Here is a 24302-nt window from a genome sequence, read left to right as displayed (position 1 = left end):
CCGCGGACGAAGGCTTTTTCTTATAAGAGACGATCGTTTCGCTCATTTAGTGTGTTTGGTCCACTGAAGACGTTCGTATTATCTGACTCGTCATGGGCACGGCGTTCTGAATGCTGATCCGCTTCATCACCGACGAGTAATACGAATTGACCACTTTCGACCGCATGATTCGCACGATCGACGTCTTCCTTCGTCAAGCCACTTCCTTGGATGGCGTCTCCATGAGAGACCGTATCATCCTTTTTGAAGATGCTTTTGATTTCCTGCCAGAGATTGCGATGGTCTTCCTGCGACAGGCGCGTAGATGTCTGTTGGTTGTTCAAATCCGCCAATTCCTCGATTTGTTCGAGATCATATTTGTCGTGTGCTAAGACTTTTAAATCAGTCGAGACGACACCGGCAACACGGAGATCGTGCACGGCACTGACGACTTCTGGTACGGATGAGTAAATTCCAACGATTCGCATGGATGGTTCCCCCTATAGGTACATGATACTTATAGTAATAGCCGAATTCCGTCCACTAGAAACGCTTTTCTGTATGACAGTTTGATTACTCGCCTTCCGTCTTCTCTGGTGCAGGTGCGAACTTCCGCTTTAACTTCAACGTATTGGATGAAGAACCGTCGAAGCGAGGTGGTGCTTCTTCTCCTTCTACCAATCCGATCTTCTTGACGATGAAGTAGGCACATCCGAAGTTACAGTATTCGTAGAGATAATCCGCCACATGCGAAATCTTCGTATCGAATGTCGCTTTCTCGTGTTGATCCTCATAGAAGCCACGTAGCCGTAATTGACCGTGCCCCCAGTCCCCCACGATATAATCATATTTCTCAAGGACATCGCTAAAACGACCGATGAAGGCTTCCTCATTAAAACCTTCGCGCTTCTCTTCGATGACCTCATAACGTTCCCGATTGACTTGTATCATTATTCCCACCTCCTGCTGTTCTTATCATAGCATATTCCATTTCGCCTGGCAGATGAAAAACCGTCCGAGCAACTGCTCGAACGGTTTTTGATCGTTAGTCGATCGGAAGTGCTGTTTTATTCTTTTTCGCTGCGTTGACTTGCTCATCCGCGTGATACGACGAACGAACGAGTGGACCTGCCTCACAGTGCGAGAACCCTTTGCTGAGGGCGATCTGCTTCAGTTCAGCGAACTCTTGCGGTGTATAGTATTTGATGACGTCGAGGTGTTTTTTCGTCGGTTGGAGATACTGACCGATCGTCATGATGTCGACGTTATTTGCGCGAAGATCATCCATCGTTTCAAGAATCTCTTCCCATGTCTCACCAAGACCAAGCATCAAGCTCGACTTCGTTGGAATTTCAGGTGCGAGTTCCTTCGAACGACGAAGGAATTCAAGCGTCCGGTCGTAAGTGGCTTTCGCACGAACGGTCGGTGTCAGACGGCGGACCGTCTCGATGTTGTGGTTCATGATGTCTGGCTGTGCATCAATCAGCGTTTTCAACGCTTCAAAGTTCCCACCCATATCTGAAGGCAAGACTTCGATTGATGTCTCTGGGTTCATCCGACGGACTTCACGGACCGTTTCAGCGTAAACGCCTGCTCCGAAATCATTCAGATCGTCACGGGCAACCGCTGTGATGACCGCGTGCTTCAGGTTCATCAAACGAACGGATTCCGCGACACGTTTTGGTTCTTCGAGATCGAGTTCGTTTGGACGTCCTGTCGTCACGGCGCAAAAACGGCACGCACGTGTGCAGATACTTCCGAGAATCATGAACGTCGCCGTCCGGCGTACCGCCCAACACTCGTGGATATTCGGACACTTTGCTTCCTCACAGACAGTATGTAGCTTTTTCTCGCGCATCATACTTTTTAATTCTGTGTAGGTTTCATTCGTATTCAGCTTGATTTTCAACCATTCCGGTTTACGTTGGATTTCTCCGCGTCCCATGGTTTCGCTTCCCCCTTCATCCCCAAAAAGTCAATTAATGTCTGCTTTAGTATAACAAACAATCAGGGTTTGCGAACATGCAATTCATTATATTCCGACTTCTCCGATAAGCGTTCAAACAATAAATCCCGTAACAATTCCGGCATGAAGTATTCTTTTGGCATTTCTTTGATCGCTGGGAAGAGTGGACCGAACGTGAACATATCCGGCAAGACGACCGTATAGTTTCGCGTTGGCTCCAGCGGTTGATGTGCCGCCAAACCAGCATAATGCATCCGTCCCATCAACTTACCACGGAAACCGAGACCCCGAACCTTTAGTTGTTCGAACTGATCTGTCTTGACTTCGTCGAGGAAGGTTTGTAATTCCACTCCGGTCATCGTCACCTTACAGGGATTGATCGGGTGCGGGCAGAGTCGATGTAAATCAAAGGCAGAGACAGGACCTGGTGGAAGTGACCCAAGCAGAATGCCTGCCGGGACACAAGCGATATCCGCATCACACCAGTCGCGCATCGTCTCGACAAGCAATTGTGAGAATGGCGACTCGCTGAACCAATCATTGGCTAGACCCGCTGTCTCGCCAATCGGCTCCTTCATCTGTTGTTCCGCGAGATATTGTTCCCGGTCGAGCAATTTTGCCGTCGCTTCATCCTCGGCGTAATCGTGTAAGGAGTGAAGGACTGCTTCCTTCTCGCCCGTATCCGTATTCATGTAGATCTCACCTGCATATTGCCCATGTTTTCCCGCTTGCGTGATCAAGACACCGTTCTTGACGACCCCGTCATCAAGGATATGATGCGTATGCGCACCGATGATCAAATCAAGCTCCGGAAAGCGCATCGCCAGTTCTTCGTCTTGATAGAAACCAAGGTGACTTAAGCAAATCAAGACGTCGACTTCTTGACGCAACCGCTCGATTTCACGCGCTGCGACGTCAAACGGTTCTTCGATCGTCCAACCAAGTAAACCGTATAGTTCAATATACGGTGCCGTCAGACCAAAGACGCCGACTTTGCCGGTCGGTAATTCGTGAATGACCCCTTGCTTCGCAAACGGTGCTTCTAAATTCGAGACGAGCACTGGAAAGTCCGCTTCCGTGTAGAGATTCGCTAACCAGTCATGTGGAAACGTGATGCCTTCATTGTTCCCGATCGTCACAGCGGTCGGCATCAACGCATTCAGTAGATGCGTATTGATCTTTCCTTTTGTTGCTTCCGTCGCTGGATCCACACGGTCAGCATGATCACCGAGATCAAAAACGAGCGAATCGTACGTCCGGTGTTCCTTGACGAAGGACATGTAGCGAGGCCACATATCGAAGTGTGAGTGCAAATCATTATAGTGAATGATGTGTAACTTCATGCAGAAGCCCCCCTTGATGATTTAGAACAAAGAGATTTGTCGCGGCGCGAGTTCATAGTCGAGATCGAGAATCTCGATTAATCGTTTCGCATTCGGGGCAGCATCTCCTGCTGAGTTGTTATTAAAAAAGACATAGACATCCTTTGCTTCCGCTGCAACGTCGCGGACGTGACTCGCGAGTTCTTGTAGCTCGTCTTCCGAATACCGATAGAGACAGCGGACTTTTCGCCAATCTTCGCTGCTTTGACCGGGTTTCTTTAACCAACCGGCTTTATTTCGTCCGTGGAGGCGGATGAATGCCGTCTCCTGCGTCACGACCGGTACGAATGGTACGGAACCATCTTCCGTCTGCGGTTCGTCACAAATCGTATGAATGAACTGATGTTCCTTCAGAAAACGGAGCGTTCGCTCACGATAAGCTTCCGAATACCACGATGGATTTCGGAACTCGATCGCGACCGGCAGTCCGGCAAGTGATTTTCGGATCGTTTGCAAATATTCCAAGTGCATTTTGCTGACATCGAACCAGGGCGGTAACTGCACGAGGATCGCCGCAATCTTTCCACTCTTTCGCATCGGTTCGATCGACGCGATATATTGTTCAAAAATCGGACCGAGCGGATCTTTGTTATCCCGGTCGTGCCCACTCATCGCCCGGTGAACCTTGACGATGAAGCGAAACCCGTCCGGCGTCTCGGATGTCCATTTCTCATAGTTTCGTTCCGGTTGAATTGCATAGAATGTCGAGTCGACCTCGACCGCTGGAAAATGACCGGCATAGGCAGCCAGTTTCTCTTTACGATCTTGCGGGGTCAAGTAGAGACTATCATGATCTCCCCAGCCCGTGACACCGATATATATCATGCTCTCTTCCCCCTCGTGTGTTCTATTCTACCTATTCATCATAGCATAGCAGAATCCGGGATTTCTTCTTCGATGCTTCCTAAGCAAACACTCTTTTTTCAGAAAAAAGACATCCCTCTCCTCCCTACTCATGCAGGAAGGAAAAGGATGCCTAGTCACCGTTCTCATCATGAAGCAGTAGACTGTGCCTCGACGATTTTCGGAGCGGGAGCTCTTCGTTTTGGAACCGGAACGATATAGTTGCCGTACGGCAATAAACTGATCACGAAAGAGACAGAAATCGAAGCCGCAAGCGTGACGATCATCGCACAAATGAACATACTCGCAGAGTCGAAGTAAGCGAAGAGATCCGTCCGACCGATTCCGCGAATGACGAGCGGATGAATCAGGTAAATCCCCATCGAATGCGTTCCGATCGTCTGGAAGATGCGCATCGCTGTCGCATCCGTCTGGACACGACGGAAGACGTAGTTCAAGACGACAAGGACGAACGGGATGTAGACCAGATTCGAGAGATTCGTCGACGTGTACGTCCGCTCTAAGTCGATGCTGACCCAAATATCAAGGATGATCAATCCACTGATCAGCAATAAGATTGTCCGATGACGCTTTAGAATCTGTTGAATCTCTTCATAATAGACGGCATATGTAATCCCCATCATGAAATAGGCAATCCAATTGAGTAAGAAAGATCGGCTGTTGACGAGTCGATCAAGAAACTCGATGTCTGTCGTTAAGCTTCCTGAAGTCAGCCAGAAGTAGTTGACGCCCATCGCCGCCACTGTCGCGACAAGCAGCAATGTTCCTTTCTTAAGTCGTGCAAGCACCGGAAATACGACATAAAACTGAAGTACCGTCAAAATGAAGTACAGATGGAAGTTTGCCGTTCCGTATAGGAAGTAATTCGATAGTGGTACACCTGGTTTTAGACTATCTTCTACATGATAACGATACACGAGGTAGATCGTGCTCCAAATCAGGTAAGGAATAAAGATTTTAGAGAAACGTGACTTGACGAATGTTCCGAAATCGAATCCTTTGCGCTGGACCATCGACATCAACAGAAACGCACTGATGATGGCAAAGATCGGCGTACCAATCCGAGAAAATTGATCGATGTAACCAATCGCTTCATTTTCGAATTCCCCTTTCGAATGATACAGACCAGCGATGACATGGACAGCGACGACCATGATTGCCGCAATCGATCGAATGACAGGAATTTCTTGATAAAATTTCATTTTTTCACACCTTAATCATGTTTATATATTTTTTCACAAAAGTTATTATAATCTATTTTCGTCCAAATTAAATGATAATATCCAAATTTTATCGGATGTAACGAAAAAGAATCTATTTTGAAATGAGGATTCGTCTTATAGCTATCTGCTGAAACATCATGCTGCTTTTCTGTACTTAATAGCTTGTAAAAAAGAGAAGTATTTTGTTCGCTCGAAATCGCTTCCTAGGGAAAAACAAGCAAGAGCGACCCTGCAGCGAAGCGAAGCGGCGCGATGCTTGTCCCAGGAAAACGATGCGAGACGAACAAAAAAGCGCAATCCTTCTCGTTAGAGAAAAATTACACGTTGTCTTTAATCTGAAAGAATCCCTTTTGAAATAAGAGACTCTTTTTATGAAGACTAGATTTTTTTGTAAGATAACGCGATACATCCGGAAGTAAAGACGCGTGTTTCGACTAACCGTAGCGCCTGCGGTTGATTGAACACCGGAAACATCCGTTTTCCACTACCGAGCAGAATAGGATAAATCACGATATGATAACGATCGACGAGTCCGAGCTCAATCGCTTCAGCAGCAAGTGTCGCCCCACCAATCGCAATCTGTTTTCCAGGTAAGGCTTTTAGAGCTTGAAGTTCTTCCGCAAGTGACTGAGTCGCTAGACGTGCATTTCCTGTGACGGAATCAAGCGTCCGCGAGAAGACGACCTTCTCAAGCGCCAGCCAGGTTTTCGCATACTCAACGATAATCGGCTCGTCTTCCTGATCTGCTGTCTCCCAGTATTGCATCATCTCGTACAAACGACGTCCGTAGACATGGGTATCAAACGCTTTCTCATAGTCATTGAAATACTGATGTAATTCTGCGTCCGGTGAAGCGAAATCGATCCTGCCTGACGCATCTTCGATATAACCGTCAAGCGAGACTTGAAAGGAATAGACGATGTCACGCATAGTAATCCCTCCTTTTTCACTCTTTACCCCAATAACCATTTCATGAAAAAACTCCCTCATCCGTAGATGAGAGAGTAAGACGAATTATCCGATTGAACCTTCCATCTCGAACTTGATGAGACGGTTCATTTCGACCGCATATTCCATTGGAAGTTCTTTTGTGAATGGCTCGATGAAGCCCATGACGATCATTTCCGTTGCTTCCTCTTCTGAGATCCCGCGGCTCATGAGGTAGAACAATTGCTCTTCCGAGACCTTCGAGACTTTCGCTTCGTGCTCGAGCGAAATGTTATCGTTGAGGATTTCGTTGTACGGAATCGTATCCGACGTCGATTGGTTATCCATGATGAGTGTATCACATTCGATGTTCGAACGTGCGCCTGTCGCTTTCCGTCCGAAGTGGACGATACCGCGATACGTGACTTTACCACCGTGTTTTGAGATCGACTTCGAGACGATCGTCGACGATGTGTTTGGTGCTAAGTGAATCATCTTCGCACCCGCATCTTGGTGTTGACCTTTACCAGCGATTGCGATTGACAATGTCATACCACGTGAACCTTCACCTTTGAGGATGACGGCTGGGTATTTCATCGTCAGTTTCGAACCGATGTTACCATCGACCCATTCCATCGTTGCGCCAGCTTCACAGATCGCACGCTTCGTAACGAGGTTGTAGACGTTGTTCGCCCAGTTTTGGATCGTCGTGTAACGGCAGTAAGCGTTTTTGTTGATGAAGATCTCAACGACCGCTGAGTGAAGCGAGTTCGTCGTGTAGACCGGTGCTGTACATCCTTCGACGTAGTGAACCGATGCTTCGTCATCAACGATGATCAACGTCCGCTCGAATTGACCCATGTTTTCCGAGTTAATGCGGAAGTAGGCTTGAAGCGGAGTGTCGACTTTGACGCCTTTTGGTACGTAGATGAACGATCCACCTGACCAGACTGCTGTGTTCAAGGCTGCGAACTTGTTGTCTGTTGGCGGGATTAATTTTCCGAAGTACTCACGGAAGATATCTTCGTTCTCTTTTAAGGCTGTATCTGTATCTTTGAAGACGACACCGATTTCTTCGAGGTCTTCTTTCATGTTGTGGTAGACAACCTCTGACTCGTACTGAGCCGAGACACCTGCCAAGTATTTTTGCTCTGCTTCAGGGATACCGAGCTTATCAAACGTACGTTTGATTTCTTCCGGTACTTCATCCCACGATTTCTCTGCCCGTTCAGACGGCTTGACGTAGTACGTGATGTCGTCGAAGTTCAATTCTGAGAGATCGCCACCCCACGCTGGCATTGCTTGTTCGTTGAAGATCTTGAGTGATTTCAAACGGAAATCAAGCATCCATTGTGGTTCTTCCTTCATTTTCGAGATCGTTTCGACGACTTCAGTCGTCAAGCCACGTCCAGAACGGAAGATCGAGATATCGCGATCGTGGAAACCATATTTATAATCGCCAATTTCCGGCATGTTCTTTGCCATGTTCATTTCCTCCTCTTACTTGCTTGTGACCGAAGTTTACTTCCCTTCTTCTACGCCGCGTTCGAGCGCCTTCCAGGCAAGTGTCGCACATTTGATCCGTGCCGGGAATTTCGTGACACCCGAGAGTGCCTCGACGTCCCCGAGGTCGAACGATTCGTCATCATAGTCTTTTCCTTGGACCATGTCCGAAAAGATATCCGCGAGTCGTAAGGCTTCTTCGATAGTCTTACCTTTGACGAGTTGCGTCATCATTGAAGCAGACGCCATGCTGATCGAGCAGCCCTCCCCGTCAAATTTCGCATCACGGACGACATCGTCTTCAATCGCGAGCTGGAGACGAATCGTATCGCCGCACGTCGGATTGTTCATGTCGATCGTGACGCCCCCCTCGATCGCACCGCGATTTCGGGGAGTTTTATAGTGATCCATGATCACTTGACGATACAAGTGATCGAGATTGTTAAAATCCATGACTGAAATACTCCTTCGTTTGGCGAAGTCCTGTCACGAGTGCGTCAACCTCTTCTTTCGTGTTGTAGAGATAGAAGCTAGCGCGAGCCGTCGAGCTCGCTCCGAGCCAACGCATCAGGGGTTGTGCACAATGGTGACCGGCGCGAACCGCGATTCCCTGCATATCAAGGACGGTTGCGACGTCATGTGCATGGACATCACCGAGATTGAACGTGACGAGTCCAACGCGTTCTTCCGGACCGTAAATCGTTAGTCCGTCGATGTCACGCATTTGTGCCATCGCGTACTGCGCGAGTTCACGTTCGTGTGCTTCGACGTTCTCTAAACCAATCTCTTCTAAGAAATCAATCGCTGCCGATAAACCAACGGCACCTGCGATAATCGGTGTACCCGCTTCGAAACGATATGGAGACGGTTTGAACGTCGACTCTTCAAGACCAACGTAATCAATCATCTCACCACCGAATTCAACCGGTTCCATCGCATTGAGTAATGCCTTTTTCCCGTAAAAGACACCAACGCCTGTCGGACCACACATCTTGTGTGCGGAGAAAGCGAGGAAGTCACAATCGAGATCCGTGACATTAATCCGTTGGTGCGGCGCACTTTGCGCAGCATCGACGACCATGACGGCACCGCGAGCGTGCGCAAGACGAGCGACTTCTTTGATCGGATTGATTGTACCGAGAACGTTCGAGACGTGCGCCATCGCGACGATCTTCGTCCGGTCAGACAGTTGTGCTTCGACCGCTTCGACCGTCACGCGACCATCCGCTGTCAAATCAACGTATTTCAACTTCGCTTTTTTGCGTTTAGCGACTTGTTGCCACGGAATGAGATTCGCATGGTGTTCGAGGTACGTGACGACGATTTCGTCGCCTTCTTCGACATGCTCCATACCGTAGCTAGACGCGACGATGTTGATCGCCGTCGTCGTGCCGCGGGTAAAGATAATTTCTTCATGGTGTTGCGCCTGGATGAAACGACGAACGTTCTCACGCGCACCTTCGTACGCATCCGTCGCTCGTGTTCCGAGCGTATGGACGCCACGGTGCACATTCGAATGAATCGTCTTATAGTAGTCGTCAATCGCATTGATGACGACGAGCGGCTTCTGCGAAGAGGCCGCACTATCGAGATAGACGAGTTTCCGGTCGTTGACCTGTTGGTCGAGGATCGGAAACTGATTGCGGATGGATGCATCGATTCCCATATTAGTTTACTTTCCCTTCGATGACTTGAACGAGACGTTCTTTCACCGAGTCAATCGCAAGTTCCGAGACGACTGGCTGGAGGAATCCGTGAACGACAAGGCGTTCTGCTTCCTTCCGTGAAAGGCCACGGCTCATCAAGTAGTAGAGTTGTAGTTCATCGACACGACCGACAGATGCCGCGTGTCCTGCCATAACGTCATCCTCATCGATCAAGAGGATCGGGTTCGCATCACCACGTGCCTTTTCAGACAACATGAGGACACGTTCCGTTTGAACGCCGTTTGATTTCGAAGCGCCGTGATGGATCATCGACGTTCCGTTGAAGATCGATGTTGCTGCGTCTTTTTGGACACCGTGGATCAAGATGAAACCTTCTGATCCTTTACCGAAGTGGTCCGTCCGGACGTTGAAGTTTTGTTTTTGCTCTCCACGACCGACCGTAACGGCTTTCGTATCTGAGAACGAATCGTTTCCGACGAGGTGTGTTTTTGTTTCTGTAACCGTGTGACCGTCATTCATGTGACCGAGTGCCCATTCGAGCTTCGCGCCTTGTTTGACGACACCACGACGGTTCATATACGTGATGGCACCTTTCGATAGCGTATCGACACCACCGAAGAGGACTTTTGCGTTGTCTTCAACGAAGACTTCTGTGACGACGTTGACGTTATGCGCTTCGTCACCATAAGAGACGAAGTTTTCGATATACGTCAGTTCGCTGTCCGCATCTGCGACGATGATCGCGTGATGGTAAAGCGCTGCGCCTGATTGCTCAAGCGTGTAGATCGCTTGCATCGGTACAGAAAGCTTGACGCCTTTTGGTACATAAAGGAACGTACCGCCGTTACGAAGTGCTGCGTTTAATGCCGCAAGACGATCTTCGTTAACTTGAACACCTTCCGTCATGAAGTACTTCTCGACGAGTTCTGGGTGTTGTTTTAATGCGTCTTCGAGCGTCGTGAAGATGACGCCGTTTGCCGCTTCACTGTTTTGCGCGTGGACGAGTTGTCCGTTACGCGTGACGAGCATGTGATCACGGTTTTCGCCGATCAATGCTTCGATATCTGAAGAAAGACCAGTGACGGTTTCGAGTTCCGTCGTACCTTCTGTGAAGTTCCAGCCTTCGATCTTGATTTTTTCTACTTTTGGCAATGCGAGCGTTGGGGCAAGATCAAGTGCGTCTTGACGCTTTGCGACCATCCAAGATGGTTCCCCTAAGCGAGTCGCACGTTCTGCCACTGCCTCGCGATTTACTGCAAGATTCAGTTCTACAGTCATCATGCTTCCTCCCTCGTCTTACGCTTTTGTTTCGATTTCGACGTCTTCGATGCCGAGTTCTTTTTTAACCCAGTCATAACCTTCTGCTTCGAGACGGTGTGCGAGTTCTTTACCACCAGACATGACGATTTTTCCGCCCATCATGATGTGGATGAAGTCTGGCTCGATATAGTTCAAGAGACGTTGGTAGTGCGTGATGATTAAGCAGCCGAATTCAGGTGAACGCATTTCGTTGACACCTTTTGCGACGACTTTCAATGCATCGATATCAAGACCTGAATCGATTTCATCAAGAATCGCGATTGCTGGTTTAAGCATCATCATCTGAAGAATTTCGTTACGTTTCTTTTCTCCACCAGAGAAACCTTCGTTGAGGTAACGGTGTGCCATTTCTGAAGGCATCTCGAGAAGACCCATTTGTGAATCAAGCTCACGGATGAACTTCATGAGTGAGATTTCATCGCCTTCTTCACGACGCGAGTTGATCGCTGAACGAAGGAAGTCGGAGTTCGTGACACCACTGATTTCGCTTGGGTACTGCATTGCGAGGAACATTCCCGCTTGTGCGCGCTCATCAACTTCCATGTCGAGGACGTCTTCGCCGTCGAGTGTGACTGAACCAGATGTTACTTCGTACGATGGGTGACCCATCAATGCTGATGCGAGTGTTGATTTACCTGTCCCGTTTGGTCCCATGACCGCGTGGATTTCCCCGCCTTTGATTTCCAAGTTGACGCCTTTCAAGATTTCCTTGCCGTCGATCGCGACGTGTAGATCTTCAATCTTCAAGTGTGAAGCCTTCATGTTAGAATCCCTCCATCTATTCATTTCGTGACTGACGATTCAGAACACGAGCGTTACTAATTTAGTATCATTCTAATCTTAAAGAAACATCGCGTATTATTCAAGCGTCATCGCTCGTTGATTTTTCTCAAAATCATGCGTTTTGTTGAGAATCATTCGAAAGTTTCACCGGTTCCTCGAGTTCCTCGATCGTCGAAGCCCGATGAATCCGTTGTGACAGTAAGAGCAGTGGTATTCCGAATAATGTCAAGCCCGCTAATATCCCGAAAATCGGTAACGGACGGTCCGCTCCATATAAACTTAACAAATGTCCTCCGGCGATCGGACCGATGGATTGTCCGATCGATGTTAAGCCCATCGCCCCGAAATAGCTGCCCCGTAATTCCGGCTTCGCGAATCGATCGGTCAAGATATCAGTCATCGTGAACATCATGACTTCCCCGCACGTGAAGATGAACATCGCGACGATCATCAACCAGATCGCGTTCGCATTTCCCATGATGAACAATCCGATCGCAACAGTCGCAATCCCGGTCGTGATCGAGACGAGCGGTGACGTCTTGACACCAAACTTCATGATCGGATATTGCACAACCAAGACGGTGATCGCATTGATCGTGATTAAGATCGCATAGAGCGTCTTCCCTCCTTCAAGGAGTGACGTTTCCGTCAAGAACTGTGGCAAGGTCGAGTTGAACTGGCTGTAGCCGAAGACGCCGAAGATGATACCGGCGAGTGCCAGCGTAAAGGCGATATCCGTCCGCAACAGACGAACCGTTGCTCCAAACGACACCTTTTTCCCACCATGCGTCTCGATGATCGGATGGCGTTTGAATAAGATACCAATCATCACCCCGTACACGATATAGACGAACGCCGTGATGTAAAACGTCGCGGACGTGTTCCCTGCACTCAGCAGTAAAGCGATTCCCGGTCCGATCGCTGCTGCGATGTTGATCATCGCGTAACGGATATTGAAGACGAACAACCGGTTCGCTTCGTCCGTCGTATCACTGATCAAGGCACGAGCGGATGGTTCGAAAATCGAACGACAGACCCCGTTTAAGGCACTGAGCGTAAAGAATGCCCAGAACGTCTCGACTTGTGCCAGCGCAATGAAGACGATTGCGAACCCGATCGTTCCGGCAAGCATCATCGCCCGCCGTCCATACCGGTCCGACAAGGTACCGCCGATGAAGCTCATGACAAGACTGGCGATCGCTGAGATACTGAGGACCCAGCCGACATCGACCGGATCGAATTTCAAAACGGTCGTCATGTAGATGGCGAAGAACGGCATCGTGATGAACGTTCCGAGACGCGAGAAAAACGTCCCGAACAAGACCCCGAGTGTCAACGGATGCAGTTGACGAATGCGTTGCATATGATTCCCCCTAACCCCTGTTTCAGACAAATGAAAAGCATCCTTCCATTATATAGGAAGGATGCCGGTTTCGGTGAACTTATTTGCTGACTGGAACGACCGCACCTTTGTACTTGTCGAGGATCCAATCTTGGTTTTTCTTCTCGTGCAGAACGTCAAGAAGTGCTGTGACACGCTTGTCTTTCTCATCGCCGTCACGTGTGACGATGATGTTGACGTATGGTGACGACTCATCTTCTGATGCGATCGCGTCTTTCAACGGGTTCAGACCGTTATCAATCGCATAGTTCGTGTTGATGAGGACAGCGTCACCTTCATTGTTTTTGTAAGCTTGCGGAAGAAGTGATGCTTCGATGTTCGTCTTGAACTTGAGTTTCTTCGGGTTCTCTGCGATATCACCGAGTTGTGCATCTGTCGTTTTACCGTCTTTGAGTTTAATCAATCCTTCATTTTGAAGGAACGTCAAGACACGACCGCGTTCCGCGACGTTTGAGCTCGTCAGGATCGTTGCACCGTTTGGCAACTTATCGAGTGACTTGTATTTCTTCGAGTAGATACCGAGTGGTTCAACGTGAACGCCACCTGCGTTCGCGAACTTATACGATTTGTTTTCTTTCTCTTGTTGCTCAAGATACGGTACATGCTGGAAGTAGTTCGCATCGATTTCTTTTGAAGCGAGTGCTTTGTTCGGAAGTACGTAATCTTGGAACTTCTTGATTTCAAGCTTGTAGCCTTTTGCTTCGTATTCTTTTTTGACGTGCTCAAGAATCTCAGCGTGCGGTACGTTTGAAGCACCGATGACGAGTGTTTTGTCGTCGCTACCTGATCCTGATGATTTTTCGCCACATGCAGCAAGGCTGATTGCTAAAACGGATACAGCGGCAGTACCTACGAATTTTTTCCAAACTTTCATGAATGATTCCTCCAATATGAATAAAATTTGAATTAACGTTTATCGATCGCACGGATCAGCAAATCACCAATGATTTGGATGACGAAGACGATCGCTAAGATTAAGAGTGTCGCAATGACGATGACATCGTTTTGAGAACGCTGGAATCCTTCGATGAAGGCCATGTCCCCAAGTCCACCTCCGCCGACTACTCCGGCCATTGCCGTATAACCGACAAGTGAGACGAGTGTGACCGTGATACCAGAAACGATGGCAGGCAACGCTTCCGGGATTAAGACTTTATAGATGATTTGGAACTTCGTCGCGCCCATCGATTCAGCTGCCTCGATGACACCTTTATCGACTTCACGTAACGCGAGTTCAACCATCCGACCGTAAAATGGTGCAGCACCGAAAATCAGTGCCGGTAATGCTGCCGTTGGTCCGAGGAACGAACCGACGATTGCTGTCGTAAATGGAATCAATAAGATCAGTAAGATGATGAACGGAATCGAACGGAAGACGTTGACGACCAAGCTCAACACTGAATAGAACGCCCGATTCTTGAACAACAACTCTTCGTTTGTCGCATACAATAGTAAACCAATGATCAAACCGAGAACGAATGTCGAAACCCCAGCGATTGCCGTCATATAGACGGTACTGCCTGTCGCTTCCCACACCATGTCCCAGTCTAGGTTGTCAAAGAATGAAATCATCGGTGATCCACCTCCACTTCAACATCACTGGCTTGAAGCTTCGTGATGACCGCTTGTGTTGCTGCTGTTTCCCCAATCAACTGAATGAACAGTGTACCGAGTGCCCCTTCCTGTGATTGACCGACGTTTCCGCCGATGATATTGAACAGGACCGGTGAATCCTTCATGACTTCCGCGAGGATCGGGCTTTCCGCTGTCGATCCGACGAACGTCAACTGAACGATCTTTCCGGTTGGGTACCGTTCGCGTAGTTTCGCGAACGTCAACTCGTTTTCCGACGGCGACGTCAATTGTTTGACGAACTCCTTCGTCATCGCTTGCTTCGGATGACGGAAGACCTCTGCGACCGGTCCTTGCTCGACGATTTTACCGGCTTCCATGACGGCGACCCGGTGACAGATTTTTTGAATGACGTGCATCTCGTGTGTGATCAAGACAATCGTCAGTTTCAGTTTTTCGTTGATATCGACAAGTAACTCAAGAATCGAGTCCGTCGTCTTCGGGTCGAGTGCACTTGTTGCCTCGTCACATAAGAGAACATCCGGGTTCGATGCCAGTGCCCGAGCGATACCGACACGTTGCTTTTGACCACCGGATAATTGCGACGGATAAGCTTTTTCGCGTCCGTCCAAACCAACGAGTTGGATCAGTTCCGCAACCCGTTCCTTTCGGTGTGCCTTCGGGAAGCCACCGAGTTCGAGTGGGAACATGATGTTCTCTTCAACCGTCCGTGACCATAGTAAGTTGAAGTGCTGAAAGACCATCGAGACATTCTTGCGGACGCCTCGTAATTCTTTTGGTTTCAGTGATGTCATTTCAACACCATCGATTTGGATCGAACCACTCGTTGGTGCCTCAAGCATATTCAGCAATCGGATCAAGGTCGATTTCCCTGCTCCGGAATAACCGATTATTCCAAAAATTTCACCGCGCTCGATTGTCAGATCGACATTCGCGACGGCTTCGACCGCTCCGCGCTTTGAGCGATAAATCTTTCCTACGTCTTGTAAACGAATCACAACTGTCCCTCCTAAAATAAAAAAAGTGCGCGCGTTTTAGAGCAAACGCGCGCACTTTTTCAGTACACAAAACCATTTGCTCTCATCTCCCAGACTTTTGTCTGCTGGAATTAGCACCACTTCGGATTAAATCCGCGGTTGCCGGGTTTCATCGGGCCAGTCCCTCCACCACTCTCGATAAGAGTTTCGGTATTAAGTTTGTAGAATATATTCTGAATATTAGCAGGGGTTATTTTTGTTGTCAAACAGTTTTTTCAGAAACTTTTTCGAGGAACGTGAAAGCACGTGTTAAGTCTTCTTTCAAATCTTCCGCGTCTTCAAGTCCAACTGAAATCCGAACGAGACCGTCCGTGATGCCAAGTTCTGCCCGACGTTCTGCTGGGATCGACGCGTGCGTCATCCGTGCAGGAACGGAAATCAGACTCTCGACGGCACCAAGACTTTCAGCAAGTGTGAAGAAGTGTGTCGCCTCGACGAGTTTTTCTGCGTTCGCTGCTGAACCGACATCAAAGCTGATCATCCCACCAAATCCAGTCGCTTGTTTCGCTTGGATCTCGTGACCAGGATGCGATGCAAGTCCCGGGTAGAAAATGTTCGAGACGATATCTTGCGCTTGTAGGAACTCAACGAGATCATGGGCTGTCTCTTCGATCGCATCCATCCGGATACCGAGTGTACGAAGACCACGGACGAGCAAGAAGCTGTCTTGCGGTCCAAGCACGCCGCCTGTCGAGTTTTGGATGAAGTGCAACTCTTCGCCGAGCGCATCATCTTTGACGACGACAAGTCCAGCGACGACATCCGAGTGTCCGCCGATGTATTTCGTCGCACTGTGCAAGACGATATCTGCACCGAGCGCGAGTGGTTGTTGATGGTATGGAGTCGCAAACGTGTTGTCGACGACGAGTTTAAGATCGTGACGTTTGGCGATTGTTGCGATCGCTTCGATGTCCGTTACTTTCAACAACGGGTTCGTCGGTGTTTCGACGTAGACGATCTTCGTGTTGTCTTGGATCGCTGCTTCCGTCGCCGCAAGGTCCGTCGTATCGACGAATGTTACTTGGATGTTGAACTTCGGTAAGACGCGTTGCATCAAGCGGAACGTACCACCGTAGACATCATCCGTCATGACGATGTGGTCGCCAGACTCAAGTAAGTGGAAGACGGCATGAATCGCTGCCATCCCAGAACCGAAGGCAAAACCACGTGCGCCGCCCTCAAGATCCGCAATCAATCGTTCGATGCTCGTCCGTGTCGGGTTCGCTGTCCGTGAGTATTCGTATCCGTCCTTGAGTTGACCGATTTTATCCTGCTTGTATGTGCTTGTTTGATAGATTGGTGGTGTGACGGCTCCTGTTGCCCGGTCGACACCTGTTCCTCCATGAATCAATGCTGTCTTCTTACGCATGAGTTTCGTCCACCTTTTCAAATATTTGTTGGCTTAAGTAGCGTTCGGCACTGTCTGCGAAGACGGTGACGATCGTACTGCCGGGGTGACGCTTCGCGATATCAAGCGCAGCAACGAGCGCTGCACCTGCTGAACTACCAACGAGTAATCCTTCGCGAGCAGCGAGTGTATGAACCGCGTCAAATGCATCGCGGTCAGAAATCGTATGAATCTCGTCGACGAGTTCACGCGGAACGAGACTTGGCCATTTCGCTGTTCCAATGCCTTCTGTCTTATGCGGACCGGCTGGACCACCATTTAAGACGGAGCCTTCCGGTTCGACGATTGCTGCTTTTGTACCTAGACGTTGTTTTAAGAAGTCCGCTGTTCCGGCGAACGTGCCACCTGAACCACAACCGGCAACGAACCAGTCGATGTGCGACAAGTCCGCAATCAGCTCAGGACCGAGTGTCCGCTGATACGTGACTGGGTTCTCTTCGTTTTCGAATTGTAACGGAACGTAACTGTTCGGAATTTCCTGACCGAGTTCTTTAGCCCGGTCAATCGCCCCTTGCATATCGAGTTCAGTCGGCGTGTTGACGACGGTTGCGCCGAGTGCCCGCATCAACGTCTGTTTTTCCTGACTGAATTTTTCCGGAACGACACAGATGACTTGAAGATCATATTTTTTAGCGGCGAGCACCAAGCCGATGCCGGTATTTCCGGCTGTCGGCTCGATGATCGTACCGCCTGGTGTCACATGTCCGTTTTCGATTGCTGCATCAACGAGTTGAATGCCAAGGCGGTCTTTGACGCTGCCCCCAGGGTTCATCCATTCGAGCTTCGCCAAAATGCGCGTACCAGCAGGCAAATCGAATGAAGTGATCTCGTAGAGTGGTGTGTTTCCGACGAGGTCGCGGACGTTGTTCGCGATCATCCGAAGACGATGTCCCATTCATCACGACCGGCAAGCATTTTCTCGGCATAGTGCTTCGCTCCTTTGAGGTCATGTGCACTCGCAAATCCACATTGGACTTCGTTTTGCGCTGGAATCTCTTCTGCTGCGAGGACGTCTTTCAACGTCTTCTCAACGAGTTCGCTCATTTTTTCGACCGAGTCGAAGTTCATCATCGCCATGTAGAAACCTGTTTGGCATCCCATTGGCGAGACATCGATGACATCATCCGAGTAGTTACGGATGTTTTCAGCAAGTAAGTGCTCGAGTGTGTGCATCGCACGCATCGGCATTTGCTCAACGTTTGGTTGTGTGAAACGGATATCGTATTTGACGACTTGGTCGACTTTACCTTCTTTATAACCCGCGACGCGGATATAAGGTGCTTTGACTTTCGTGTGATCCAGGTTAAAGCTTTCGACGTTCATTTTTTGAAGTGCCATGATTTATTCCCCCATTTTCTCGGCTTCTACGAGCCAGACGAAGTGATTGTATTGTATAAATTTAACAGTGAATCCCCGTGCTGTAAACAATTCTTCCATAACTGGAATCAACGGGTAGAACTCGCGTTCGAGATCTTCCGCTAACGCGTCGAACCCTTGAGCACGTGCTTCACGAATCGTTTGCAGGCGTGCCTCTTCTGAGACGAACATCGTATCCGCGTAGACGATTTTTCCGTCTGCCGGCAAATGTGATGCCATCAGTTCGATTGCTTCTCCCTTTTCCTCATCTGTTAGATGATGAAACGCATACGTCGAAACGAAACTGCGTGCTTCCTTCGCCTCGAACGAGAGGAAGTGACCATCCTGTACATCAAGCGACGGAATCTTTTCCGTCAGGATTGTCCGCATCTCCGGACTTGGTTCGACGGCGAGTACGGCGTCGTGACGTGCCAGAAGACGTTGTGTCAGGTTCCCTGTGCCTGCTCCGAATTCAATGACCGGCGACTGCGCTTTATCCGCTACTGTATCCAAAATCTCATCGTATCGACGAAAGACCTCTTTATACTCCGGATCGTGTCCGGTTACTGTCTCGTCATACGTCGATGCCCATTCTGTGAAAACATCCATAAAACGTACTGTCATGCCTTGTCGTCCTCCATCTCACCAGTTAATTCCGAGTAATCGGATATGAATTAAAGTAATTTTCCTTATTCGCATTGTAGCAAGGAGATTCTATCCTGGCAAGCGACCGGCTCGAAAAACTTCCAGAAAACAAAAAAAGGCGTTGCCGGCGAACCGACAACACGAATAATGTGGTTAGAAATGCTACGAAGGAAAACCCAGCTCCATTCGGAATTGTTCGCTCTTCCGCGTGGAGGACGGCGCCTGTTCGACATGGTCGCCAGCTTACGTTCACTTCCTGATCGGTCCTTTCGATCCACCACCCGTTCATTGCACCGCTTCGTCTTTGGGGGACGACTTAAGGGGAAACAATACACCGGCTTAGGATGGGAGAAAGGGTTCAGGACTTGAATCGTATTGAACGATCATCTCTGCTAGACTTCCTATAATGCATTTCTAGAAGTTGTTATGAATATACCATTCATATTTCTGCGTTGTCAACGGATTATTGTAAATATTCCGACAATTTAACAAAGAGAAAAATCCAATCGGACTTTTCTTACCGTTCTTGACAGAAAGCAAAGACGTTTTGAACGGACTGGAAAGCATAAAGTCGCTCTACGACTTGATTTTCTTCAATTCGCAACAACGCGGGAACACTCATGACACGGGCTTCTTCTAAGAAATCCGGAATGAAATTCCCGTTCGCCTTCTGAATCGATTGACCTGATTCCGTCGCTTCGACGATATCGAGCATACGCTCCGCGATGGCGCATGTCCCGCACATCGGTGCATAGACATACAATAGCCCGTTTTCTGGGACGGTCGTGACCTCTTGCATGACGGTCGCTCCTTTCTTCGTGGTATCTGTCGTCAGTATACAAAAAAAAGAGAGCGGACGAAACGCAAGCGCCTCGTTCACTCTCTTTTCGTTAAGTATTACTCGTTGATCATCGATTTGTACGCCGCAGCGTCCATCAATGCCTCGACTTGTGAAGCATCTTCGATTTCGATGTCAACCATCCAAGCGCCTTCGAATGGTGACTCGTTGACGAGTTCTGGGGAATCCGAAAGGTTTTCGTTGATGGCAACGACTTTACCAGAGATCGGTGCGTATAACTCCGAGACTGTCTTGACCGACTCGACTGAACCGAATGGCTCGTTTGCTGAGATCGTATCTCCGACTTCAGGCAATTCGACGAAGACGATATCCCCGAGTTCGTGTTGCGCGAAATCCGTGATTCCGATGCGCGCCTTGTTTCCTGATACTTCGACCCATTCATGTTCTTCCGAATAGCGTAAGTTGTCTTTTACTTGACTCATTTCCGATTCCCCCTGTGGACTAATTTGGACTAACGTGTTCAGTATACCAAAATCGACTCTGAACTTAATACCATTTTCCTTGATACATTTCTTCCTTGAAGCCGATTGTGACGTCTTTCCCGTCTGTGACGATCGGACGCTTCAACAACATGCCGTCACTTGCGAGCAACTTGTATTGCTCGTCTTCCGATAAGCCTGGAAGTTTGTCCTTGATCCCTTGTGAACGATACGATTGACCGCTCGTGTTGAAGAATTTCTTCAGTGGCTCTCCACTCTTTTGATGAAGTTCCTGGATTGTCGTTGCAGACGGTGTCTCCTCGACAATATGTTTGTAATCCACTTCGACACCGTGCTGTTCGAGTGCTTTTTTTGCTTTGACGCACGTACTACATTTCGGATAGCCGTACATCGTGACTGTTTTTGTCATGTTCCTCACCTCACCTTCAAGAGTAGCAGATGGATCACTTCTGCTTCAAGCGTGCGAGCGCCCCGTCAATCTGATCTTGATGATGCGCGTCATGGGCAACGAACGACTCGACGAAGGCTTGCGGTCGGAAATCCTCATAGGTCGCTTCAAATTGCTCGTCAGACAGACGATCGAGGTGATTGACGATGTCACGCCGGACGCTGATTGCTTTCTTCAACAAGGCGAGCGGATCGATATGATGCGCATATTCGACCGCCAGTCGATTGAACTGATCAAAATCCGTCTCGACGAGCGTCAACGGTTCATCCGGTAACTTCGAGATGGCATGATCGTAATAAAACCGGTCCCATAAATACAGATGACTGACGCACTCAAGGACGGTCCACTTATTAAGCGCAAGCGGCAGATCCCATTCTTCCGGCGACAAACGTTCAAGGGATTGATAGTAGGCAATCGCAAATTGCAGTTCAACCAATTCTTGGCGCATCTCGTTTTCCTCCTCCAACCAAAAACTTCGCCTTTACAGAGATTTTCCCTGCAAAGGCGAAGCGGTAAACCTGACTTAGACCGTATATTTGTTTGACTCGATGAGACGTTTTGCGATGTCGCGTTTCGTACCGATGACATTGATTGGCTGGTAACGGCTGAATTTTTTCAGCGCTGAGAGCAACATCCGGAGTTCGTCGCCGCTTGCTGCCGCGTAGAGTGTCTCTTTCGCGTCACGCTCAACAGCTTCGAACGCTTGTTGTGCGAAGACTTCCGTGTAACGGACTTTCAGTTCGCTCTTCTCGATTCCTTTGTCGGCAATCGCTTTGTCCGTCCGGACGATCGCTGACTCGAGCGCATAGATCGCACTCATGATGTCGGCTGTATTCGCTAAAATCTCTTGCTCGCCTTGGAGTTTGTCCTGGTATTTCTGAACCGCTGTTCCGGCAGTCAACAAGAAGATCTTCTTCATCATCGCGAGTAAGTGGCGTTCGCGATCAAGTGGTGCTGTTCCGATTTCTGTCGGCATGAAGCTCATCACTTCTTGTTGCAGACGCTGTGCTTCCGCAAGCAACGGCAACTCGCCTTTCATCGCTTTCTTCAGCAATGTTCCTGGGACGAGAAGACGATTGATTTCGTTCGTTCCTTCGAAGATCCGGTTGATCCGTGAATCACGGTACATGTTCTCGACTTCATATTCTACCATGAAGCCGTAACCACCATGGATCTGAACCGCTTCATCAATGACATAATCAAATGTTTCCGAAGCAAAGACTTTGTTCATTGAGCATTCAATCGCGTACTCCGCGATTGCATCGGCGATTTTCTTACCGTCCTTGCTCTCTTCTTCTGACAACTGATCGAGGCTGTCTTGGAACAGACCACCTGTCCGGTAGACCGAACTTTCCATCGCATACGTCTGTGCTGCCATCGTCGCGAGTTTTTCTTGAATCAATGGGAACGAGCTGATTGGTGTCTTGAACTGTTTTCGTTCGTTCGAGTACTGGACTGCGAGATCAATCGCCCGTTTTGATGAACCGACAGCACCGACAGCTAATTTGTAACGACCGACGTTCAAGATGTTGAAAGCGATGACGTGACCGCGTCCGATCTCACCAAGAACGTTATCGACTGGTACTTCTGCATCTTGTAAGATCAACGTCCGTGTCGATGATCCTTTGATTCCCATCTTCTGTTCCTCGACGCCTGTCGAGACGCCTGGATACGATCCTTCGACGAGGAAGGCTGTGAACTTGTCACCGTCGATTTTTGCGTAGACGACGAACAAGCTTGCAAAACCAGCGTTCGTGATCCATTGTTTTTCACCATTCAAGATGTAGTGCGTACCAGCTTCGTTCAAGACAGCCGTCGTTTTGGCACCAAGAGCATCCGAACCAGAGCCCGGCTCCGTCAACGCGTACGAAGCAATCCACTCCCCTGAAGCGAGTTTCGGCAAGTATTTATGCTTTTGCTCTTCGTTACCGAAGAAGACGATCGGCAACGAACCGATTCCGACGTGTGCGCCGTAACTGAGGGCGAATGAACGGCCACGTGCGAACTTCTCTGTGATGATCGAAGACGAAATCTTATCCATCTGATAGCCGCCGTATGCTTCCGGAACGTCTGCACCGAGTAGACCAAGCTCGCCTGCTTCGCGGAGTAGACCGACTGATAATTCGAACTCGTGTTTTTCGATTCGATCAAGGACTGGAACGACACGATCTTCGACGAACTTCGCTGTCATGTCACCGACCATTTTGTGTTCTTCCGAGAAATCCTCTGGTGTGAAGAGACGTTCTGGTGCTAACTCATCTAATACGAAACTGCCACCTTTGATTAATTCGTTTGTCGTTTGGCTCATTGTCCTGTTCCTCCTTCAACTAGTTCGAATACACCTGCTGCGCCCATTCCGCCACCGATACACATCGAGACGACACCGTACTGGACATTTCGGCGTTTCATTTCATGCAAGAGCGTCAATGTGAGTTTTGTTCCTGTACAACCGAGTGGGTGACCGAGGGCGATCGCTCCACCGTTGACGTTGACGATGTCTTCGTTTAATCCAAGCTCGCGGATGACACCGAGTGACTGCGAAGCGAACGCTTCGTTCAACTCGATCAATCCGACGTCCTCAAGCGTGATGCCTGCGAGGTCCAGTGCCTTCGGAATCGCGACGACTGGTCCGATTCCCATCACTTCCGGACGGACACCACCGACCGCAAACGACTTGAACTTGCCGAGAATCGGTAACCCTTGGCGTTCTGCTTCTTCTCGTTCCATGACGAGGACGGCAGCGGCACCGTCTGACGTCTGCGAAGAGTTTCCTGCTGTGACGCTACCGCCGAGGCGGAACGCTGGGCGAAGTTTCGCAAGACCTTCCGGTGACGAATCCGGACGAACGCCTTCATCGTGTTCGACGATGAATGTCTTCTCTTCGATTTTCAGTTCATCATTGACGAATTGTTCCGTCACCGTTACCGGGACGATCTCGTCAGCAAACTTACCAGCCGCGATGGCTGCTGCTGCTTTTTGGTGACTCTTCAACGCAAACGCATCTTGATCTTCCCGTGAGACATTGTAGGTCGCAGCGACTTGCTCCGCTGTATGCCCCATGCTCATGTAGTATTCCGGTGCCGTGTCGACGATCGACGGATTAGGTCGGACGACGTGACCCGGCATCGGGACTTGGCTCATTGATTCAAGTCCACCAGCGACGACCGCAGTTGCTTGCCCCGTCATGATCTTCATTGCCGCGTCAGCGATCGATTGTAATCCACTTGAGCAATACCGGTTGATCGTGATCGCCGGTACCTCATGTGATAATCCACCGAGGACTGAAGCATAGCGAGCGATGTTCATCCCCTGCTCTGCTTCCGGTAAGGCACATCCGAGAATGACGTCATCGACCGCTCCCGTGTAACCAGACCGTTTCAATGTTTCCTGGATGGCGATGCCTGCTAATTCATCCGAGCGCATCGACTTGAATGCGCCCTTTTTTGCTTTTCCGACCGGTGTCCGTGCACCGGCGACGATTACTGCTTCCTTCATCCGAA

The 24302-nt window shown here is 49.2% G+C and carries 26 protein-coding genes and 1 riboswitch; all 26 genes read right to left on the bottom strand.

Features of this window, described 5'->3' with window-relative positions:
• Nucleotides 1-20 precede the first annotated feature (20 nt).
• Complete coding sequence (locus tag ITJ88_RS02335; RefSeq protein ID WP_195864571.1) at nt 21-467, bottom strand: general stress protein; 447 nt, start codon at nt 465-467, stop codon at nt 21-23.
• An 85-nt stretch (nt 468-552) separates the two neighbouring features.
• On the bottom strand, nt 553-930 hold the full coding sequence (locus ITJ88_RS02330; protein WP_195864570.1) for a YutD family protein: 378 nt from the start codon (nt 928-930) through the stop codon (nt 553-555).
• 94 nt (nt 931-1024) lie between these two features.
• Nucleotides 1025-1924 carry a lipoyl synthase gene (lipA, locus tag ITJ88_RS02325; RefSeq protein WP_023469150.1) on the bottom strand — a complete coding sequence of 300 codons (900 nt, stop codon included), beginning with the start codon at nt 1922-1924 and terminating at the stop codon, nt 1025-1027.
• A gap of 62 nt (nt 1925-1986) precedes the next feature.
• The gene (locus ITJ88_RS02320) at nt 1987-3288 is read right to left on the bottom strand and encodes a bifunctional metallophosphatase/5'-nucleotidase (protein WP_195864569.1); all 1302 of its coding nucleotides are present in this window, start codon (nt 3286-3288) and stop codon (nt 1987-1989) included.
• 21 nt (nt 3289-3309) lie between these two features.
• Nucleotides 3310-4152, bottom strand: a complete 843-nt coding sequence (locus ITJ88_RS02315; RefSeq protein WP_064299457.1) for a DUF72 domain-containing protein — start codon at nt 4150-4152, stop codon at nt 3310-3312.
• 167 nt (nt 4153-4319) lie between these two features.
• On the bottom strand, nt 4320-5393 hold the full coding sequence (locus tag ITJ88_RS02310) for an acyltransferase (protein WP_195864568.1): 1074 nt from the start codon (nt 5391-5393) through the stop codon (nt 4320-4322).
• Nucleotides 5394-5792: 399 nt separating this feature from the next.
• Nucleotides 5793-6344 carry a dihydrofolate reductase family protein gene (locus ITJ88_RS02305; RefSeq protein WP_195864567.1) on the bottom strand — a complete coding sequence of 184 codons (552 nt, stop codon included), beginning with the start codon at nt 6342-6344 and terminating at the stop codon, nt 5793-5795.
• A gap of 84 nt (nt 6345-6428) precedes the next feature.
• The gene (sufB, locus tag ITJ88_RS02300) at nt 6429-7826 is read right to left on the bottom strand and encodes a Fe-S cluster assembly protein SufB (RefSeq protein ID WP_087681298.1); all 1398 of its coding nucleotides are present in this window, start codon (nt 7824-7826) and stop codon (nt 6429-6431) included.
• A gap of 36 nt (nt 7827-7862) precedes the next feature.
• Entirely contained in the window at nt 7863-8297 is a 435-nt protein-coding gene (gene sufU / locus ITJ88_RS02295; RefSeq protein ID WP_023469155.1) for a Fe-S cluster assembly sulfur transfer protein SufU, read from the bottom strand.
• Entirely contained in the window at nt 8287-9510 is a 1224-nt protein-coding gene (locus ITJ88_RS02290; RefSeq protein WP_195864566.1) for a cysteine desulfurase, read from the bottom strand. The genes sufU and ITJ88_RS02290 overlap by 11 nt, the downstream gene beginning before the upstream one ends.
• Before the next feature lies 1 nt (nt 9511).
• Nucleotides 9512-10789 (bottom strand): Fe-S cluster assembly protein SufD, encoded by a 1278-nt coding sequence (gene sufD, locus ITJ88_RS02285; protein ID WP_023469157.1) that lies wholly within the window; start codon nt 10787-10789, stop codon nt 9512-9514.
• An 18-nt stretch (nt 10790-10807) separates the two neighbouring features.
• Nucleotides 10808-11593, bottom strand: coding sequence for a Fe-S cluster assembly ATPase SufC (sufC, locus tag ITJ88_RS02280; protein WP_023469158.1), 786 nt, complete (start codon nt 11591-11593; stop codon nt 10808-10810).
• A gap of 133 nt (nt 11594-11726) precedes the next feature.
• On the bottom strand, nt 11727-12977 hold the full coding sequence (locus tag ITJ88_RS02275; RefSeq protein ID WP_195864565.1) for an MDR family MFS transporter: 1251 nt from the start codon (nt 12975-12977) through the stop codon (nt 11727-11729).
• A 79-nt stretch (nt 12978-13056) separates the two neighbouring features.
• A complete protein-coding gene (locus ITJ88_RS02270; protein ID WP_195864564.1) occupies nt 13057-13890 on the bottom strand; it encodes a MetQ/NlpA family ABC transporter substrate-binding protein in 834 nt (277 codons plus the stop codon).
• 32 nt (nt 13891-13922) lie between these two features.
• The gene (locus ITJ88_RS02265) at nt 13923-14588 is read right to left on the bottom strand and encodes a methionine ABC transporter permease (protein WP_023469161.1); all 666 of its coding nucleotides are present in this window, start codon (nt 14586-14588) and stop codon (nt 13923-13925) included.
• Nucleotides 14585-15607, bottom strand: a complete 1023-nt coding sequence (locus tag ITJ88_RS02260) for a methionine ABC transporter ATP-binding protein (protein ID WP_195864563.1) — start codon at nt 15605-15607, stop codon at nt 14585-14587. Before ITJ88_RS02260 ends, ITJ88_RS02265 begins: the two co-directional genes overlap by 4 nt.
• A gap of 79 nt (nt 15608-15686) precedes the next feature.
• Nucleotides 15687-15791, bottom strand: a riboswitch (SAM riboswitch).
• 57 nt (nt 15792-15848) lie between these two features.
• On the bottom strand, nt 15849-17015 hold the full coding sequence (locus ITJ88_RS02255; protein ID WP_195864562.1) for a bifunctional cystathionine gamma-lyase/homocysteine desulfhydrase: 1167 nt from the start codon (nt 17013-17015) through the stop codon (nt 15849-15851).
• Nucleotides 17008-17931, bottom strand: a complete 924-nt coding sequence (locus ITJ88_RS02250; protein WP_195865501.1) for a PLP-dependent cysteine synthase family protein — start codon at nt 17929-17931, stop codon at nt 17008-17010. Before ITJ88_RS02250 ends, ITJ88_RS02255 begins: the two co-directional genes overlap by 8 nt.
• On the bottom strand, nt 17928-18392 hold the full coding sequence (locus ITJ88_RS02245; RefSeq protein ID WP_023469165.1) for an S-ribosylhomocysteine lyase: 465 nt from the start codon (nt 18390-18392) through the stop codon (nt 17928-17930). The genes ITJ88_RS02250 and ITJ88_RS02245 overlap by 4 nt, the downstream gene beginning before the upstream one ends.
• Before the next feature lie 3 nt (nt 18393-18395).
• Nucleotides 18396-19034, bottom strand: a complete 639-nt coding sequence (locus tag ITJ88_RS02240; protein ID WP_195864561.1) for a class I SAM-dependent methyltransferase — start codon at nt 19032-19034, stop codon at nt 18396-18398.
• 538 nt (nt 19035-19572) lie between these two features.
• Nucleotides 19573-19854, bottom strand: coding sequence for a thioredoxin family protein (locus tag ITJ88_RS02235; RefSeq protein WP_023469167.1), 282 nt, complete (start codon nt 19852-19854; stop codon nt 19573-19575).
• A 98-nt stretch (nt 19855-19952) separates the two neighbouring features.
• Nucleotides 19953-20336: a glycine cleavage system protein GcvH gene (gcvH, locus tag ITJ88_RS02230; RefSeq protein ID WP_029342437.1), complete on the bottom strand. Its 384-nt coding sequence runs from the start codon at nt 20334-20336 to the stop codon at nt 19953-19955.
• A gap of 64 nt (nt 20337-20400) precedes the next feature.
• Nucleotides 20401-20763, bottom strand: a complete 363-nt coding sequence (locus ITJ88_RS02225; RefSeq protein ID WP_087681305.1) for an arsenate reductase family protein — start codon at nt 20761-20763, stop codon at nt 20401-20403.
• Nucleotides 20764-20797: 34 nt separating this feature from the next.
• On the bottom strand, nt 20798-21250 hold the full coding sequence (locus ITJ88_RS02220) for a DinB family protein (protein ID WP_023469170.1): 453 nt from the start codon (nt 21248-21250) through the stop codon (nt 20798-20800).
• A gap of 75 nt (nt 21251-21325) precedes the next feature.
• Nucleotides 21326-23110, bottom strand: coding sequence for an acyl-CoA dehydrogenase family protein (locus ITJ88_RS02215; protein WP_195864560.1), 1785 nt, complete (start codon nt 23108-23110; stop codon nt 21326-21328).
• Entirely contained in the window at nt 23107-24297 is a 1191-nt protein-coding gene (locus ITJ88_RS02210; RefSeq protein WP_055968856.1) for an acetyl-CoA C-acetyltransferase, read from the bottom strand. Before ITJ88_RS02210 ends, ITJ88_RS02215 begins: the two co-directional genes overlap by 4 nt.
• Between the last annotated feature and the right edge of the window lie 5 nt (nt 24298-24302).

It is taken from the genome of Exiguobacterium abrahamii, assembly GCF_015645365.1.
Lineage (GTDB): Bacteria > Bacillota > Bacilli > Exiguobacteriales > Exiguobacteriaceae > Exiguobacterium_A > Exiguobacterium_A abrahamii.
The sequence above is the reverse complement of the archived record's forward strand: the minus strand, read 5'-3'. Positions and strand labels throughout refer to the sequence as shown.